Below are 15,151 nucleotides of genomic sequence, written 5' to 3' on the forward strand. Positions count from 1 at the left end.
GATCCGTTATTCTCTAACTGATAAGCTTACCCCCGAAAGGACCAATACGCTTCCAATCGCAAGGGGCATAGTCACCTCTTCGCCAAGGAGGACCATACCGAAAAAGAGGGCCGAAATCGGTTCGAGATTCATGAAGATGGCCGATTTGCTGGGGCCTATTTTGCTGATTCCGTAATAGTAAAAAACGTGGGCCACTCCGGCGGCTCCGATGCTCATGTAAAGGAGTCCGGCCCAGGCAGAGGGAGAAGCCGTAAAAACACGGGGAAGACCTCCCTCGAGAAAAGCGGGAATCGCCAAAAGCAGGGCTCCGAAAAAGCTGCTGTACATGATAGCCGGCAATGGCGAAAAACTCTTAAGAACACGCTTTCCCGCGAAAGAGTATGCCGCCCAGCTGAAGACGCAACCGATCATAAAAAGTTCTCCCATGCCGGAAGGAGTACGAAAGAGTGAAAAGGGATCTCCCTCGGAAATCACGATTGCGGCTCCGAGAAAGGCAAGAATGAGCGCCAGAGGAAAGAGTTTCTGATGCTTTTCCTTGTAGATAATCGCGGAAATCATTGCCACCACTGCCGGAGTCATTGCTATGATGACGGCACTCCTGCCGGCACTGACAGTAGCAAGAGCGGAAAATAGGAAGACATTGAAGAGGGCCACTCCTGTTATCCCCGCGGCGATCAAGGCAGGAAGTATGTTTTTCTCAGGCTTCGGCAGCTTTCCCCCTCGAATTCTGAGAAAAAGAGCAAGGAGTGTCGTCGTAACCACAAATCTGACAAAGGCTGCCGATATCGGCGGCATCTCAGCCGATACCACGCGTCCCGCAACCAAGGCTCCTCCCCAAAGGATCGGGGCGGCGAAAAGTGCCAATACAGCAGTTTTCCTTGGGTCCATAGCTCTCCAATCGCAAAATTCGTTTTATGATCGCATTTTCAATGTCTGTTTCTGACATCTACGAAATGAACTAAGAAAAAAGTCACGATAGCACTTAACCAGTCTCGCATTTTTAGTTTTAGACCTCAAGAGGGCTTATGCAATGGTTCCCACCAAGAGACATCCCCATGACATTGATTTTGGTAGTGTCAATAATCTTGCGCAAATTCTTTTTGCCTCAAACTAAAGAATTTACTTATGAGACCTGATGTTCTTCCTGATCGAAGTCAATCAACAGGTCTATATTCAGATACTTCCGAACGCCCCATATAGCCGGCGACCGTTCCTCCGGCACCGTCCAAACCGTGATTGTCCCTGTGTTTTGAGTCGAATCCCTCTCTGGAAAGCCGCTTTTCGGTCGCGCTCGGAGATAGTTTTTCCTATGATTAAGTGGCACGTGCTCTCCGGGCGGCGCTATCTGCAGGCTCAGTGACAGCGCCCGAAGACGCTGATCTGAACGCCTATTCGTCGGCGAGTGCGAGAGCGTTGGCCGTCGTCATCAACCCCTCAGCGGACTCCACGGTATGGCTCGTGCCGTCGGCAAGGGTCTGGAGGGCGGCGCTGATCTGCTGGATGCCCTGAGATTGCTCGTTTACGGCGTCTCGAATCTCGTTGGAGATCGCCATCAGGTTCTTCGCGTCGTTGAGGATGTCGGAGTTGGCCGAGGACTGCTCCTTCGTCGTTGTCTCGATGCCGGCGAGCATGTCATTTATCAGCTCGACTCCGTTGACGATCCGACCGAGCGCCTCCAGCGAGGTCTCGACGACCGAAGCGTTTTTCGTCGCGATCTCACGACCGCTGATCGACAGATTGAGCGCCTTGCTGATGTCGAGCTTGATCTCTTCGATAATCTGCTCGATTTCCTTCGACGACGTCTGCGAGTTTTCGGCGAGCTTGCGGATCTCGGTGGCGACCACGCTGAACCCGCGACCGGCATCCCCGGCGTGCGCTGCCTCAATCGCCGCGTTCATCGAGAGTAAGTTGGTCTGTGCGGCGATCGAATTGATGACCTGAAGAATCTCGTCCACGGCGGCTGCCTTGTCGCTCAGTCTCGATATCTCGTCCGAGATCGCTATCAGACTGTCCGAGATCTCCTTGATTCCGCGAACCGATTCGCCGATCTCGGCTCTGCCGGCTTCTGCTGTCTCCACGCTCTCGCGAGACGCACTGGATGCCTTTGCCGCGTTGGTTGCGACGGACTGGACGCTCGCGGCCATCTCCTCGAGTCCCGAGACGGTCTCTTCGATCGTTCGGAACTGCCGTTCGGTGTTGCTGGAGATACTCTTGATGTTCTGAGCAAACTCCTCCGCCGTCGCCGAGATCTCGGTAGTGGTGGATGCTTCCTGCTCGATCGTCGACGCGAGTGTTTGCGACGACAGTTTGAGCTGATCCACGGCGGTCCCTAGTCGCACCTTCGTCGTCACGTCGGAGACGAGCTCAAGATGGCCGATCCGCTTTTCCTTGTTGCGTCGGTCGTAGAGATACGTCGTGTCGACCTGGAAATTGCGATTGACGCCTTCGTTGGTGAAATAGGACCGGCTCAAACCACGCCGAAGCATCATGACTCCGCATTTTTCGGTATTGCAGATATCGGCGTTCCAGCGCGAGCAGTGCTCACCGAGCACCTCCTCGCGGGTCACGCCGATGATGTTCTTCACCGGTTCGTTGATAAACGTCCACTTCATGTCCATGTCGGTTATCGACATCGGCAGATAGACGAAGTCGAGTACTTGCTCGTACCAGTGGTTCAGGTCCTTTGCGCCACCGGTTGCCCACAGTGCGGTGGTCGCTACCGACCCGCCGACGGCGACGAAGGTAACGATAGACAGCACGATCGAGTCGATGTCGGCGACTTCATGCAGTACCATCCCCGCACCCATAAGGGCAACCGAGACCGCCGAGCCAATGGCTGTACCAAGGTTCGCACGCTTCAGATACATACGTTCTCCTCGACGGTACCCGTGCGGATTGCACGGGTACTAAACTCAATTATAAATTTTAGGCATAGTGGATACAAAGATCAAGAGGGAGTTCTGGGTTTTTCGTGCTCCGGCGCGACAGGGAATTACCCTTAAAACCGGGAGCTCTGTCCTGTCCGCTTCCCTCATCGTGAATGTGCTGCAGGCCGTGTTTTTCTCAAGTTTAGACGAATGTAAAAGAGTTGTACCCTTTTCATGGTCGGATTATAATACTCCCAGGTCATTTTGTTGGTTATCTACATGAATTTCGTGATGATAAAGTGAGTTATATACAATTTCTTTTTTGAGAATTTATTGGAGTATTTTTCATGAAGCAACTGAGGCTCTTTTCCATAATAATTATGGTTCTATTTATACTATCATGTTCTACAATTCCTTATTCAGGAATGGAGGTCATTTCAGAAACTGAAGGTTACAATTACTTTATTCGAAATAAAGAATCCAACTCTTTGATCATTTATATTAATGGAAGTGGATATAAATCGGTTTTAGGCTTACAAGATCATAATCATAAATGGACTGAAACCACCTTATCCAATCCTCTTTCTCAGCATTTCAGAGATAGTTATAATATCCTTATCCCTGAGAAATTGGATTTTTCTCCAGGAGAAATATATTTGGACAATCCTGAAGTATTGAGTAAGTCGACAGTCCAAGCTCTTGGGCTAAGTTATTCTGGAAAAATTGACAGCTTCTTACGTAAGAACAATTTTGATGAGATTATTTTGATTGGAGCCTCAGAAGGCGGAGCACTGTTACCATTCATTTATAAGAATCTGGAATATAAAAATGAAATTGACAAGATGGTGATTTGGAGTGGAGGAGGTCTTAGCCAGCTGGAAGAATTTCAAATTTTAAGAGATTCTTCTGTGGAAATGCCAGATCAATATCGTGAACTTTGCGGTCAAGTTATTGAGATGGCCGACACCATTAGTAAGGACCCCGAAGCTATCGATCGATATTACCTAGGACATCCATATATCCGCTGGAGTAGTTTTTTTGAGTATGAGCCCATTGAACTTATTAAAGACATAAAAATCCCTATCCTTTTCATTCATGGTGAACTGGATTGGTCGACACCAGTTGAATCAACACGAATAATTGAAGACTCAAACATTTCAGATTTATTTGATTTCTACTATTATCCCAAAATGGAACATGGTCCTTCATCATTTTCTGAATTAAAAAAAGTTCTTAAAGACATTGAAACATGGCTAATTGGTTGAACGTTCCCGACGGCTCTGCTTACTGCGTGCGTATCGGCACCTCCCTTAAGTGAAGCTAACAGTCGTTTTGAAGCAGAAGCCGGTACAACAATCTGGTACTCACTTCGAGGACTATATTCGACTGCGGGCAGATATGGCGCCAATTCTGTTCCCAAATCTGCTAACACTAAAGAAGTATAGCGATAACTACTTAATACAGCAACATTTACTTATGGGCCCAGCAGGACTTGAACCTGCGACCCTCTGATTATGAGTCAGATGCTCTAACCAACTGAGCTATAGGCCCGAAGTGAGGCTTATCATAGCCTTCTCTTTTGCAGGCTGTCAAGAGATGATACGAGATGACATTGACGATTGACCAATCGGGAACTACACTAAAAGAAATGGGAGATCCTGCGCATAGTTACGTATGAGAAACCTTAATGATAAAAACTGTGGATCTGCTTATTCACGGTCGGATTTTTTTGCTTCGCTTGCGGTACGATATCTTCAATTTCCCTTAGGGGAGATCGACTATCGACAAGTAGGTCATGATCTTGTCTCTCTTTCAGGTGCTCAATCTGTCTTCCTCAATCTATATGTGGCAGATAAACATTGTATTGAAACCAAGGCCTTCGCTTCTTCCCTTGCAGAGGGTGCGGTGCCTTCTTGCGGCCCCTCTTTTGTCGGCCGATCTTGGCCTGTTGATGATGCGGCTGGTAAGATTTTTACATCCTCCGAGCTCATCCCTGTTAATGCCGAAACCGGTGGAGGGTCGGATACCATGGCACATAGTCTTTTTTCCCGTTTCGGGGAAGTCGGACTATGGGCTCTCGGCCTGTTCCATGATGGACGGTTTTTGGGGAATTTCTTCATGGTATTTGATGAAGGGAGGCAGAAACCGGATAGAAACGGTATCGGCACCTTTGCCGAGATTGTGGTTCACCTGCTGTTGCGAAAAGAGAGGGAGCGGCAATTGCAGCAGAACCTTACGGAGAAGGATCTGATCCTCAGGGAATCCCATCATCGCATTAAGAATAATCTTTCGCTTATATCCAGCCTTGTCGCCTTGCAGGGAGAACTCCTTTCTCCTGAGCTGGCAGGCTTGCTGTATCCGATAATCAACAGGATCAATGCTATTGTATTGATCCACGAGCAGCTCCACGAGGCGGGTAGCGATGGAAAACGGGTTTGTTTTGAAGCATATGTGAAACGTCTGGTGGGAGAGCTTGCCGATTCTTTTCGTTCTGACTACTCCGGAATAATGCTCTCACTTCTTCGTGCCGACCATGCCCTTTTTGAGGATGGGACCGCTATTCCCCTTGGCATTATTTTGACCGAGCTGGTAATGAACTCCTTTAAACACGCCTTTGAGGGCTTGTCTGGAGGACGAATAGATGTTTCTTTTATGTGTGAAGACCGGACCGCCCAATTGATTGTGCAAGACGATGGCAGGGGCATGGTCAGTTCGGAAATACCAAAACCGGACAGAGTAGGGGCCTCGCTCGGGCTTGTTTTGGTGGAATCCCTGACTGCTCAACTTCAGGGGCACTGGGAACAATCGATGGGCGAGAACGGCAGAGGATTGAAGAATATCGTTGCTTTCCCTCTACCGTGACTCTACTTGGAGGTGCGCTTATATGGAGGTTCCGATTATTTATCCGGACAGGAAACGGCTTGAGGTCGCTTATAGAAAGAGATTGCCTTGTCTGGAACAAGAGCGTGAAGGCCTTGAATTACAATTGAAAAACCTGCTTCAGACAGAAGAAATAAAAGCCACGGTAAAGGGCCGGATAAAGGCCTTCGACAGTTATTATGCAAAACTTCTTCGTAAACTCGCTTCGACGCCGGTGGAAAGCTTATCCGAGCAAGAGATTGATACGCTTATTCAGGACCTTGTCGGTGTTCGTATCTTAACACCTTTTCTTGAGTCTGTTACGGATATAGAGCGGCTTGTACGTGGCCGTTTTTCAGTCTTTGAAGTTGAACGTAAAGGAGAGGAACAGAGCTTTTGTGAGTTTGGCTATCGTTCTATCCATTTAAATATACGTCTTGATTCCGGACAGGTTTGTGAAATTCAGATACGAACGATCCTCCAGGATGCCTGGGCCGAGGTTGAGCATGAGCTGGTCTATAAAGGGAGCTTCAGTCCCTTCGATGAGCCGTTGAAACGTAAACTTGCAGCCCTCAATGCGACCCTGTCGCTTTCCGATATCATTTTCCAGGAGGTTCGCGATTATCAAAGAAAGCTAAACAGGGAACTCAGGCATCGAAGGGAAACCTTCGAACGCCAGGTCAAAACAGAACTTTCCGGAACTTCTCCTCTAACGATGATGGAGAATCTTCCTTCCCATGAAAATATCGACGATTTAGACCAGTTGCTTTTACACGCTTTGCAGGTTCACAATAGTGGAGATTACGGCGGGGCCGTGGCTCTCTATGGAAAGATCCTTGCCGGCCCCTTGTCTAAGGAGATCCGGGTTATAACCCTTATGCATCGCGGCATGGCCCGCTTCGCCGATGCCGACTACGCCGGGGCCGAAGAGGATTTTCTTGCGGCCCTCTCTTTGGAGGGACATAGGGGAAAAGCCCACTACTACCTTGGGATTTTATACCGGGTAACGGGTAGGCCCGGCCAAGCCCTTAAGGCATTTTCAACGGCTTTGGAGATAAATCCATACCACTTTGAATCGTTGCTGGGCTCGGCACGGGCTTTGTATGATCTTGGGGATACGGAAGAGGCTCTGAGTTGCTGCGATAACGCTTTAAGGCTTGTGCCTGATGACGAAGCTGCCCTCTTGTTGCGGCGGACTGTAGTCAGGAAACTTGGACTTTAACCTTGCTTTCGCTTTTCTCGTTGTTTTGGGTATCGGCAGCTGCGTTACGATCGTAGGTATAAAGGAAATTGAGCAGCACCTTGTCGACGGGGTTTTTTTCCCCCTCTTTTTCGAATCGGTTGTACAAAGCCAAGATGTAGTTCCGGATCTCCTCCGCTGCCCCGATACCGTTATCCGGTTTCGATAAAAGGTTGGTGATTACCTTTCGGGCAAGTTCTGGAGAAACGCGGCTTTTGCCCGATGAGAGGACGAAAAGGCCTGCCGCCACACAGTTCACGCTGTGCTGTTTTAGAAAAAGGATGCTGTCGGTGATGGAGATTGCCTGTTCCCAAAGATAACGCTTTTCCTTCTCGTAGAGCGTCGGATCTTTGGCGTATCGATCGATAATGTCACAGATTTTGTGAAAATTGTAGCTCACAATCTCGACATGAAGGCTCGGAACGCAGAGAAGGTGAGGGTCGGAGAGATGTATCAGTCTGAAATAGAGACCGCCAACATGTTGCGGCCGGTCGGTGGTCGACATACAACGTCGATAGATCTTTGCGCTTTCGAGATAGAGTTCGCTGATCCCATCCACATAATCACTGATATCCTGGAGTACTACTTCACCGAATTCCCGATAGAGAAAAAGAAGGGAACGTATCCAGAGATGGGTAAATGAAAGGTAGAGCTTTACCTGTTTTGGAGAAAAGGGGATCTTTCTATCCAGCGGGTGGTCGACGTTGACCACAGGGGTTTTGACCAACCGGAACTTTCTTGCAAACTGAGGCAGAAAAAAGTGGCGTACTATGACGTGTACGACCCGAAAGGCGGCCTTGAAGCTTTTTTTTCGAGTCATGAAGATGAGGGCTCCCAAAACAGCAGGTTGCTTGCTGATACGGTTCGGAACATCCATGGCTTAGTATCCTATAATCTTTTTTCCAAAAAGCATATTTTGGTAGCAACGTACACACCCGGGCATCAACCCCTTTTCGCTTTCTTTCAAAACATGGCGAAATTTTCTTGCCCGTTCGTTATTGTAGATCTGATAAAAGGAATCTTCCTCCATGATATTTCCAAGGACGTAGTCGGGATAGTCGCTGCAGAAATAGACATCGCCGTTGTAATCTATATTTCCCTGGAACCAGGGAATGGCGCATTGGTCCCTGACCGGCTGCTCGAGTTGTGAATAGTAGGTGCCGATTTTTTCCGGCTTGATTGCAGGGACCGTGATGATGGGGTAGCCATTTTTCATCGAATGGACCTTCTTCAGTACCTCTGCAAAGCGCTCTCCATCGATCCCTTCGTTGTATCCGTTGGCAAAGCCCTCCAGGCAATGGATATCGGTATCAAGCTTCTCTTTCACAAAACGCTTATGCTGTCCGATGATGTTGCTATTTGTGTATGTTCCGAGATTGATGATATGCCATGCGATCCCGAAATCCCTTGCCGCTTCGGCCAGTTTGTCGAGGTATTGGTAGTTAAGCCGGCTGATGGTGGTGACGATGCCCATGTAGGGGCGATTGCTTCCTTGTAACTTTTTTTGCTTGTTGATTTCTGCAAAACCTTCAACGACCCTTTTGTAGGAACCGGACCCACGAATCGTGTCGTTGATATCTTCAAAGCCGTCGAGACTGACGAAAAGTGCGTGCCACCTGTCCCTGACGATCTGCTCGGCTCGTGCCTTCAGAAAGGTTCCGTTGGTATTGACGCTTAAAAGATTTCCTTTCTCAACGACATACCTGCCGAACTCCATGATATCCGGATAGATAAATGGCTCACCACCCCAGACATAAAAAAGCGGCTTATGAGGGGATACCTCATCGATAAGCCGCTTATAGCGCTCGATCGGGACCAGCTTTTTTGCCTCTTGGATCGCGTAATCACCTTTCAAAACACCGGCTTCTCCACGTTGATTACACATAACGCAACGCAGATTACAGAGAGGGGTGATCCGAAAGGTCAGGAGACTCATCTCGTTACTGGTTTCGGGATGAAATCTTCGGTCGACTATTGCAGCCTTTTTCTTCCTGCCGAAACCGCTGACAAGCAGTTTTGCCATATCCGGATCTTTCAGCAGTACCTCCGGCACAACCGAGAAGTTATGTTTCATGATGCTATTCCTTTTTGCCGGTAAGGCCCATAACTGAAATTCGCATAATTGTCGCAAGAAAGGTGTCGGAGAGCAATGCCCCGAAGAATGCCGAAATTTGGTTGCCGAAGCCAGGTATCACCCTTGCCTTTCCGGCAAGCAGCGCCCTGACCGCCGAGCGCGCAACTCGGTCGGCAGACATCCCCTTCCGAAATGAAAAGCTGCGGTACTTCTGGCTTTCGATTCCGGCAGCTACATCGAATCCTGTTCGTATGAATCCCGGCTCCAGCAAGGTGACGGAAACTCCGCTGCCGTATAACTCCGCCCGCAAGGCAAGAGTAAAGGTGTGAACAAAGCTTTTTGTCGCACCATAGCCGGCGAAAAAGGGCATCGGCTGTCCTCCCGCAAGGGAGCCGACATTCAGGACGTTTCCCTTTCCTCTATCCGTTAGCATCGGTACAAAAAGCCGACACATGTTTGCTAGGGACTCTATATTCAATTTGATCATTGCGGCGAGGTCGTCTTTGTTTTGTTTGATCACAGGACCAAAAAGCCCTCTTCCCGCATTGTTTACCAATATCTCCAGCGGCGTATCTTCCTCGGTACAGAGGGCGGAAACCTCTTCGGCAAGCCGTTCTATTGCCCCCTCTTCGACGAGATCGCAAGGTATGATCTTAACCTTCGGAGCGCCGCATGTAAGGCACTCTTGTGCCCCTGAAGCAAGAACCTCTTTCCTTCGTCCGCAGAGAATAAGAGGATAGGATCGGGCAGCCAGCAATTTTGCCATTTCCAGACCAAGCCCGGACCCCCCTCCTGTTATTAAGGCGTATCCTTTTTGGGTGCTTTCCATGAAGAGAATATACGATCTGAGGCCGGAATAAACAAGGGCGCCGGTTACTATCAATATGATATTCTTGTTGTTTTGTGGCTTTGACAATACAATGGGTGCAATGCATGAAAAAAAGATGGGGCGTGAAAGGCTATTTGCGATTTTTCTCATTGGTGTTTCTCTTTTATCGCATATGGGTGCCGGCCTTTTTTTCGGGGTCCAGGAGCAACATGTTGACTACCTGCGGATTCACTGGCACCTTTCCTTTTATCTCCTTCTTGCCGCTTCTGCCCTGCTTTCAATCCTTATCAATCTAAAAATCGATAGTGGGAAAAAACAGGTTATTCTTCTTATTGACGTCTTGCTTTTTTTTCTTATCGGATACCCTCTGGGGCCTCATCTCGATATCGAAATTATTCTTGGGATTAATCTCATTACCATCTTGGTTTTTTCCTTTTCAGATCTTTACGGAGAGAAGATCGCCCTGATCATCATTGTCGTTACCTTAATGCTTCAGGCTCCATACAGCCTCTGGTTTACACAGGTACCGGCCCCTTCGATGGAGAATATGATTTTCGCCGCCTTTATCCTCGTCGTCTTCACCCTGTTTTTGTCGATTTTGAAGCGTGTGATGAACCGTCTGCATTATGAGGAGATCCGCAGCAGAAAGTACAACAGGGCCCTCGACGAACTGACGAACAACTCTTTCGACTATCAGCATATCTCACGGCAGAACGCCATGGAACTGATTCAGATCGAAAAGCAATATATCACCAGGGAAGTTCATGATATCATCAGCTACGCAATGACAAATCAGCTCATGTTGGTGCAGGCGGCCATGAGCATCAAGGATAAGAATTCTCCTGTGGTCGACGAATTACTGGAGAAGGCCAAGAATGAGATCAACGGTGGAATGTCGAAGACCAGGGCTGCCTTGGGTGAACTTCGGGATCAGGAGTTTGATCAGGAAGATGTCAATCTCCTTGTCGAGCAACTGATTGCCAAGTTCAAGAATTTTTCGCATATCGATGTCCAGTTTAGGAAGGATGAGTTTTTTTCCCGCTTGCCCAGAAGTTATAATCAGACCATCTTTCATATCATTCAGCAGTGTATGACCAACACCTATCTTCACAGCAGTGCAGATGCAATAGAGATCCTTTGTGAACATGAGGGCAGATGTGTGGTTGTGGTGGTCAAGGACAATGGCACCAATAGCCGGGGCTTCCGTGAAGGGATCGGTATCAAGGGTATGCGGGAACGGATCGAGATGTTTGGCGGTGTGCTGAAAATTTCTGCCTTAAGCCTGGGCTTTACCGTACGTGCCGAGATTCCCATAACAGAGGATTGATAGTTGTGGATAAGGTAAGCGTTTTGTTGGTTGACGATCAGCTCCTTTTTCTGGAAAGTCTTAAAATCGTTCTGGAGAACCTTTCTGAAGAGATCGAGGTGTGCGGCCTTGCTTCTTCCGGCCTCGAAGCGATCAGCTTGGCGGCAACGTGTCGACCCGATGTTATTTTGATGGATGTGAGCATGCCTGAGATGGACGGAATCGAAGCATCGGCGAGAATTAAGGCCGAGCGGCCCGATGTCAACATCATCATGCTGACCACCTTCGAGGAGAAGGATAAGGTCCAGGAAGCCATCAAGCTGGGGATAAACGGCTATCTGCTCAAGAATCTTAAACCCGAATTGCTTATCCAGTATATCCTGCTCTCGGCTGAGGGCGGTGTTTTCCTTTCGACCGAGGTGGCGGACCGCTTATGCCGCCAGGGTGGGGATGAAAAGGCCGAGGATGAGCAAGCGGAACGCTGCCTGGATGAAGATGATAGTTCCTACAAGTTCCTCACGAGGCGGGAAAAAGAGGTGCTGAAATACCTTGCCATGGATATGACAAACATGGAGATCGCCGAAAAAATCCATGTAGGCTATCAGACAATACGTAATTATATCAGCGTGATTTATTCTAAGCTGAACGTGTCGAATCGGATGGAAGTAATCAAGAAGATACAGGAGCTGTAAAAAGGGACAGAATTGAGTACATTTTGCTTACATTTGTAACTTGTGGTCAGGCGTTACCCCATCCGATACTATGATAAAATTTTCGATATGAAAAAGGAGAGGGTACGATGAAAAAACGATGTTTGGCTTTTCTGCTTTTATTGTCCCTTGTCACTGTCGGCGTTTTTGCTTCCGGTGATCAGGAGAGCGCCGATTCTGGCAAGGAAAAGGTTGTTCTGCGAATGGGGTCGTGGAGGATGGATGACGTCGCCCAGATGGAGGCTGTTTTGGCCGAATTTACCAAAACCCATCCGGGAATTGAGATTCTCTTTCAGCCGACCAATCCGCCGGACTACAATGCAACCTTGCGGCTGCAGCTGGAATCCGGTACGGGGCCGGATATCATGTATGCCCGTTCGTATGCCACCGGGATTCAGCTTTTCGAAGATGGTTATCTAAGCGATCTCACCTCGCTTCCCGGCCTTGATACAACCTACAGCGAAGGCAATCGGGCTCCCTGGATGACAAAGGACGGCAAGAATTTCGCCATTCCCTTCACCGCAGTATCCCATGGAGTTTTTTACAACAAAGATATTTTTAAGGAATTGGGTCTTTCGATTCCCGAAAGCTGGAGCGATTTTCTCTCCGTCTGCAAAAAGATCAAGGCGGCTGGCTATATCCCCGTTGCGAATTCCCTTGGTGACGAGTGGGATATCAACGAGGTTGTTTTTATGAATCTCGCCCCCAACTTTATCGGCGGAAGAGAAGGGCGTCTTGCATACGACGAGGGCAAAACCCCTTTCAACGACAAGAAAGTAGTTGCCCTTTTTCAGGCCATGGCTTCACTGGCCCCTTACCTGCCGGAAGGTTTTGAGGCTCTGACCTACAACGACAGCAATGCCCTCTTCGCCACCGGACAGGCCGCCATGTATTTCGATGGCTCCTGGACCCTCGGCACCTTCAGCGATGTGGATTTTGATTGGGGCGTTTTTGCTCCTCCGGCTCCCGATGGACAGAAAGTGCATTATATCTGTTTCCATCCCGATGCGGGCATGGCCATAAACAGCAGCACAAAGTACCCTGAAGAGGCTAAAATCTTCCTCGAATGGCTTGGCTCTCCCGAGGGTGCACAGGTTTTGGCAGAAAACCTTCCTATGGGGATGTTTCCGATGAGCAATATCGCCGTCGAGATCGAAGATCTTCATGCAAAAGAGTTCCTTTCCCTCAACGAGGGGCGTCAGCTCGATGTCAGATGGGCCTGGCCGGAACTGCTTGGCGGAGATCCCTCCGGCTATAACCTGATGATGGAAGGTTCGATCGGTGTCGTTACGGGACGAATCACTCCCAAGCAGGCTGCCGATAATCTCCAGGAAGGCTTGGCTAAATGGTATCCTCCTGCCCAGAAATGGTAAGGAGCTGTTGCGTTACTTCAGCGGCCCGGAGTGGTTGAGTGGTTTGCCTCTCCGGGCCGTTTTCGAAAGGATCTGTTATGCAGCGATATATTGAAGGGCGGAGTCAACCCTTTTCCTGGTTTCTTTACATTCTCCCGGCTTTGCTTGTCTATCTTGTATTTCTTGCCTATCCCCTTTTCAGCTCCATGCTGGCCAGCTTCATGACGGGCAATCATGCTCAGATTCAAACCTTCGTGGGATTTGACAACTATGTTCGTCTCTTTACCGAAGAGGAACTTTCCACGCGTTATTTCTCGGCCTTCAGAAATACCGTTATCTTTTTCGCCATCCACATGCTGGTTCAGAATGTTCTGGGGATGTTGTTTGCCAACCTCCTGCAAAACAAACATTTGAAGGGGCGCAAATTCTATCAAACGATCATTTTTATTCCCGCTACCCTGGCCATTATCGTTACAGGCTATCTCTGGAAGCTGATTCTGAATCCACAGTGGGGTGCCTTTAACCTTGTTCTTAAGGCCCTCGGATCCGAGCACGCAAATTTCCCCTGGCTCGGCACCCCTGGAGTCTCCCTGGTCGTTATTTCGCTGGTTTCTTCCTGGCAGTGGGTTGGTATCCCGACGATGTTTTTTATTTCCGCCTTGGGGAATATCCCGGATGAATTGTACGAAGCTGCCGCGATAAGCGGAGCTTCACCGTGGCAGGTCTTTACCAACATCAAATTGCCTCTCATCATGCCCACAGTGGGGGTCGTCTCGACTCTCACCTTTGTGAACAACTTCAACGCCTTTGATGTTGTATTTGCCATGGAGAATGTAAATGGTGCTCCCGATTATTCGACGGATATTCTCGGGACCTTCTTTTATCGAACCGGTATTGCGGGACAGCATCCCATCGGTATCCCCGATCGGGGAATGGGAGCGGCAGTGGCTACCGTTACCTTTGTGGTACTGATCATTGGGGTGGCCCTGATTCGTCATATCACTGTTAAGCAAGATGAGGCCTGACATGAAAAACACAACAAAACATAGACAACTGGGGAGCACCGGACGGGGAATTACCTATCTCGTGCTAAGTCTTTGGTCGTTGATGGTTATCTTTCCGGTCTGGACCATGGTAATCAACTCTTTTAAAAAACGGCTCGATATCTATAAAGACCCTTTTGGTTTCCCTTCCTTATGGAGTTTCGACAGCTACCTGGCAGTGTTGAAGGGGCACCAGTTCGGGCGCTATTTTTTCAACAGCATATTGATAACCGTTCTCTCACTGATGCTGATTCTGCTTCTCGGCAGTCTCGCCTCCTATGCCATCGCCCGCTGGAATTCCAAGCTGTCACGATGGTTATATGCCTTCATGATCGCCGGTATGATGATCCCGATTCGGATCGGCAGCATTCCCCTTTTGCGAATGATCAATGAAATGGGGCTTATGAACAGCCTTTTCAGTCTCTTGCCGATCTATGTGGCGATGGGTATTCCCGTTGCCGTTCTCGTTCTGACCCAGTTTATTCGCGATATCCCCATCGAGATGACCGAGGCCGCCCTCATTGACGGGGCCAAACCGCGACAGATATATTACAAGATCGTATTGAAGCTGATTCAGCCTGCCATGGCTTCGGTTGCCATCTACAACCTCGTTCCTATCTGGAACGACCTCTGGTTTCCGCTCATTTTCATCAACAAGGAGAGCCAGAAAACGGTCATTTTGGGGGTGACGACCCTTTTCGGCCAGTATCAGACCGATTGGTCGAGAATCCTCGCGGTTTTAACTCTTGCTTCTCTTCCCATTCTTCTCCTCTATCTTGCGATGTCCAGGCAGTTTGTGGAAGGCCTGACTGCAGGAGCAGTCAAGGGATAGCTCTCAGGAGGTCCGAATTCTTCCCCTTTTGTTGAAGAT

General features: G+C 48.9%; 13 protein-coding genes and 1 tRNA gene. 8 read left to right on the forward strand and 6 right to left on the reverse strand.

The features are described 5' to 3' along the window. Positions 1–6: 6 nt before the first annotated feature. Both F459_RS0103835 and F459_RS0103840 read right to left on the reverse strand, forming a co-directional pair. Positions 7–888: a DMT family transporter gene (locus F459_RS0103835; protein WP_033301203.1), complete on the reverse strand. Its 882-nt coding sequence runs from the start codon at positions 886–888 to the stop codon at positions 7–9. A 500-nt stretch (positions 889–1,388) separates the two neighbouring features. Next, positions 1,389–2,867, reverse strand: a complete 1,479-nt coding sequence (locus F459_RS0103840; protein WP_020611416.1) for a methyl-accepting chemotaxis protein — start codon at positions 2,865–2,867, stop codon at positions 1,389–1,391. Positions 2,868–3,214: 347 nt separating this feature from the next. Here F459_RS0103840 and F459_RS0103845 point away from each other — a divergent pair, with 347 nt between their 5' ends. After that, positions 3,215–4,132 carry an alpha/beta hydrolase family protein gene (locus tag F459_RS0103845; protein ID WP_020611417.1) on the forward strand — a complete coding sequence of 306 codons (918 nt, stop codon included), beginning with the start codon at positions 3,215–3,217 and terminating at the stop codon, positions 4,130–4,132. Between the two features lie 212 nt (positions 4,133–4,344). On the opposite strand, the gene F459_RS0103850 is transcribed toward F459_RS0103845, so the two are convergent. Next, a tRNA-Ile gene (locus F459_RS0103850) sits at positions 4,345–4,418 on the reverse strand. Between the two features lie 123 nt (positions 4,419–4,541). On the opposite strand from F459_RS0103850, the gene F459_RS0103855 reads away from it, so the two are divergent. After that, positions 4,542–5,729, forward strand: a complete 1,188-nt coding sequence (locus tag F459_RS0103855) for a sensor histidine kinase (RefSeq protein ID WP_020611418.1) — start codon at positions 4,542–4,544, stop codon at positions 5,727–5,729. Positions 5,730–5,751: 22 nt separating this feature from the next. Next, a complete protein-coding gene (locus tag F459_RS0103860; RefSeq protein WP_020611419.1) occupies positions 5,752–6,948 on the forward strand; it encodes a tetratricopeptide repeat protein in 1,197 nt (398 codons plus the stop codon). On the opposite strand, the gene F459_RS0103865 is transcribed toward F459_RS0103860, so the two are convergent. From F459_RS0103865 to F459_RS0103875, 3 genes are read right to left on the reverse strand one after another with little or no spacing between them, the layout of a single operon-like run. After that, a complete protein-coding gene (locus F459_RS0103865) occupies positions 6,929–7,843 on the reverse strand; it encodes a hypothetical protein (protein ID WP_020611420.1) in 915 nt (304 codons plus the stop codon). The genes F459_RS0103860 and F459_RS0103865 overlap by 20 nt on opposite strands. Positions 7,844–7,846: 3 nt before the next feature. Then, positions 7,847–9,040 carry a radical SAM protein gene (locus tag F459_RS0103870; protein ID WP_020611421.1) on the reverse strand — a complete coding sequence of 398 codons (1,194 nt, stop codon included), beginning with the start codon at positions 9,038–9,040 and terminating at the stop codon, positions 7,847–7,849. A 4-nt stretch (positions 9,041–9,044) separates the two neighbouring features. Next, positions 9,045–9,869: an SDR family NAD(P)-dependent oxidoreductase gene (locus tag F459_RS0103875; RefSeq protein WP_033301225.1), complete on the reverse strand. Its 825-nt coding sequence runs from the start codon at positions 9,867–9,869 to the stop codon at positions 9,045–9,047. Positions 9,870–9,969: 100 nt separating this feature from the next. Between F459_RS0103875 and F459_RS0103880 the strand changes: the two genes are divergently transcribed. The 5 genes from F459_RS0103880 to F459_RS0103900 all read left to right on the forward strand — a co-directional run bounded on the left by F459_RS0103880 (position 9,970) and on the right by F459_RS0103900 (position 15,112). Continuing rightward, complete coding sequence (locus tag F459_RS0103880; protein WP_245540067.1) at positions 9,970–11,196, forward strand: sensor histidine kinase; 1,227 nt, start codon at positions 9,970–9,972, stop codon at positions 11,194–11,196. A 5-nt stretch (positions 11,197–11,201) separates the two neighbouring features. Continuing rightward, positions 11,202–11,867 carry a response regulator transcription factor gene (locus F459_RS0103885; protein WP_020611424.1) on the forward strand — a complete coding sequence of 222 codons (666 nt, stop codon included), beginning with the start codon at positions 11,202–11,204 and terminating at the stop codon, positions 11,865–11,867. A 107-nt stretch (positions 11,868–11,974) separates the two neighbouring features. Beyond that, positions 11,975–13,258: an ABC transporter substrate-binding protein gene (locus tag F459_RS0103890; protein WP_020611425.1), complete on the forward strand. Its 1,284-nt coding sequence runs from the start codon at positions 11,975–11,977 to the stop codon at positions 13,256–13,258. A 77-nt stretch (positions 13,259–13,335) separates the two neighbouring features. Next, positions 13,336–14,262, forward strand: a complete 927-nt coding sequence (locus F459_RS0103895; RefSeq protein WP_020611426.1) for a carbohydrate ABC transporter permease — start codon at positions 13,336–13,338, stop codon at positions 14,260–14,262. A 1-nt stretch (position 14,263) separates the two neighbouring features. After that, complete coding sequence (locus tag F459_RS0103900; protein ID WP_020611427.1) at positions 14,264–15,112, forward strand: carbohydrate ABC transporter permease; 849 nt, start codon at positions 14,264–14,266, stop codon at positions 15,110–15,112. Positions 15,113–15,151: the final 39 nt, after the last annotated feature.

Origin of the sequence: Sediminispirochaeta bajacaliforniensis DSM 16054, assembly GCF_000378205.1 — a bacterium.
In the GTDB taxonomy this organism is placed as follows: Bacteria; Spirochaetota; Spirochaetia; order DSM-16054; family Sediminispirochaetaceae; genus Sediminispirochaeta; species Sediminispirochaeta bajacaliforniensis.

Excerpts from the sequence above, each read along its gene's own strand:
- F459_RS0103870 (WP_020611421.1), bottom strand. The coding sequence starts at position 9,040 with ATGAAACATAACTTCTCGGTTGTGCCGGAGGTACTGCTGAAAGATCCG.
- F459_RS0103880 (WP_245540067.1), top strand. The coding sequence starts at position 9,970 with ATGCATGAAAAAAAGATGGGGCGTGAAAGGCTATTTGCGATTTTTCTC.
- F459_RS0103845 (WP_020611417.1), top strand. The coding sequence starts at position 3,215 with ATGAAGCAACTGAGGCTCTTTTCCATAATAATTATGGTTCTATTTATA.
- F459_RS0103890 (WP_020611425.1), top strand. The coding sequence starts at position 11,975 with ATGAAAAAACGATGTTTGGCTTTTCTGCTTTTATTGTCCCTTGTCACT.
- F459_RS0103875 (WP_033301225.1), bottom strand. The coding sequence starts at position 9,869 with ATGGAAAGCACCCAAAAAGGATACGCCTTAATAACAGGAGGGGGGTCC.
- F459_RS0103895 (WP_020611426.1), top strand. The coding sequence starts at position 13,336 with ATGCAGCGATATATTGAAGGGCGGAGTCAACCCTTTTCCTGGTTTCTT.
- F459_RS0103835 (WP_033301203.1), bottom strand. The coding sequence starts at position 888 with ATGGACCCAAGGAAAACTGCTGTATTGGCACTTTTCGCCGCCCCGATC.
- F459_RS0103855 (WP_020611418.1), top strand. The coding sequence starts at position 4,542 with ATGAGAAACCTTAATGATAAAAACTGTGGATCTGCTTATTCACGGTCG.
- F459_RS0103860 (WP_020611419.1), top strand. The coding sequence starts at position 5,752 with ATGGAGGTTCCGATTATTTATCCGGACAGGAAACGGCTTGAGGTCGCT.
- F459_RS0103900 (WP_020611427.1), top strand. The coding sequence starts at position 14,264 with ATGAAAAACACAACAAAACATAGACAACTGGGGAGCACCGGACGGGGA.
- F459_RS0103840 (WP_020611416.1), bottom strand. The coding sequence starts at position 2,867 with ATGTATCTGAAGCGTGCGAACCTTGGTACAGCCATTGGCTCGGCGGTC.
- F459_RS0103865 (WP_020611420.1), bottom strand. The coding sequence starts at position 7,843 with ATGGATGTTCCGAACCGTATCAGCAAGCAACCTGCTGTTTTGGGAGCC.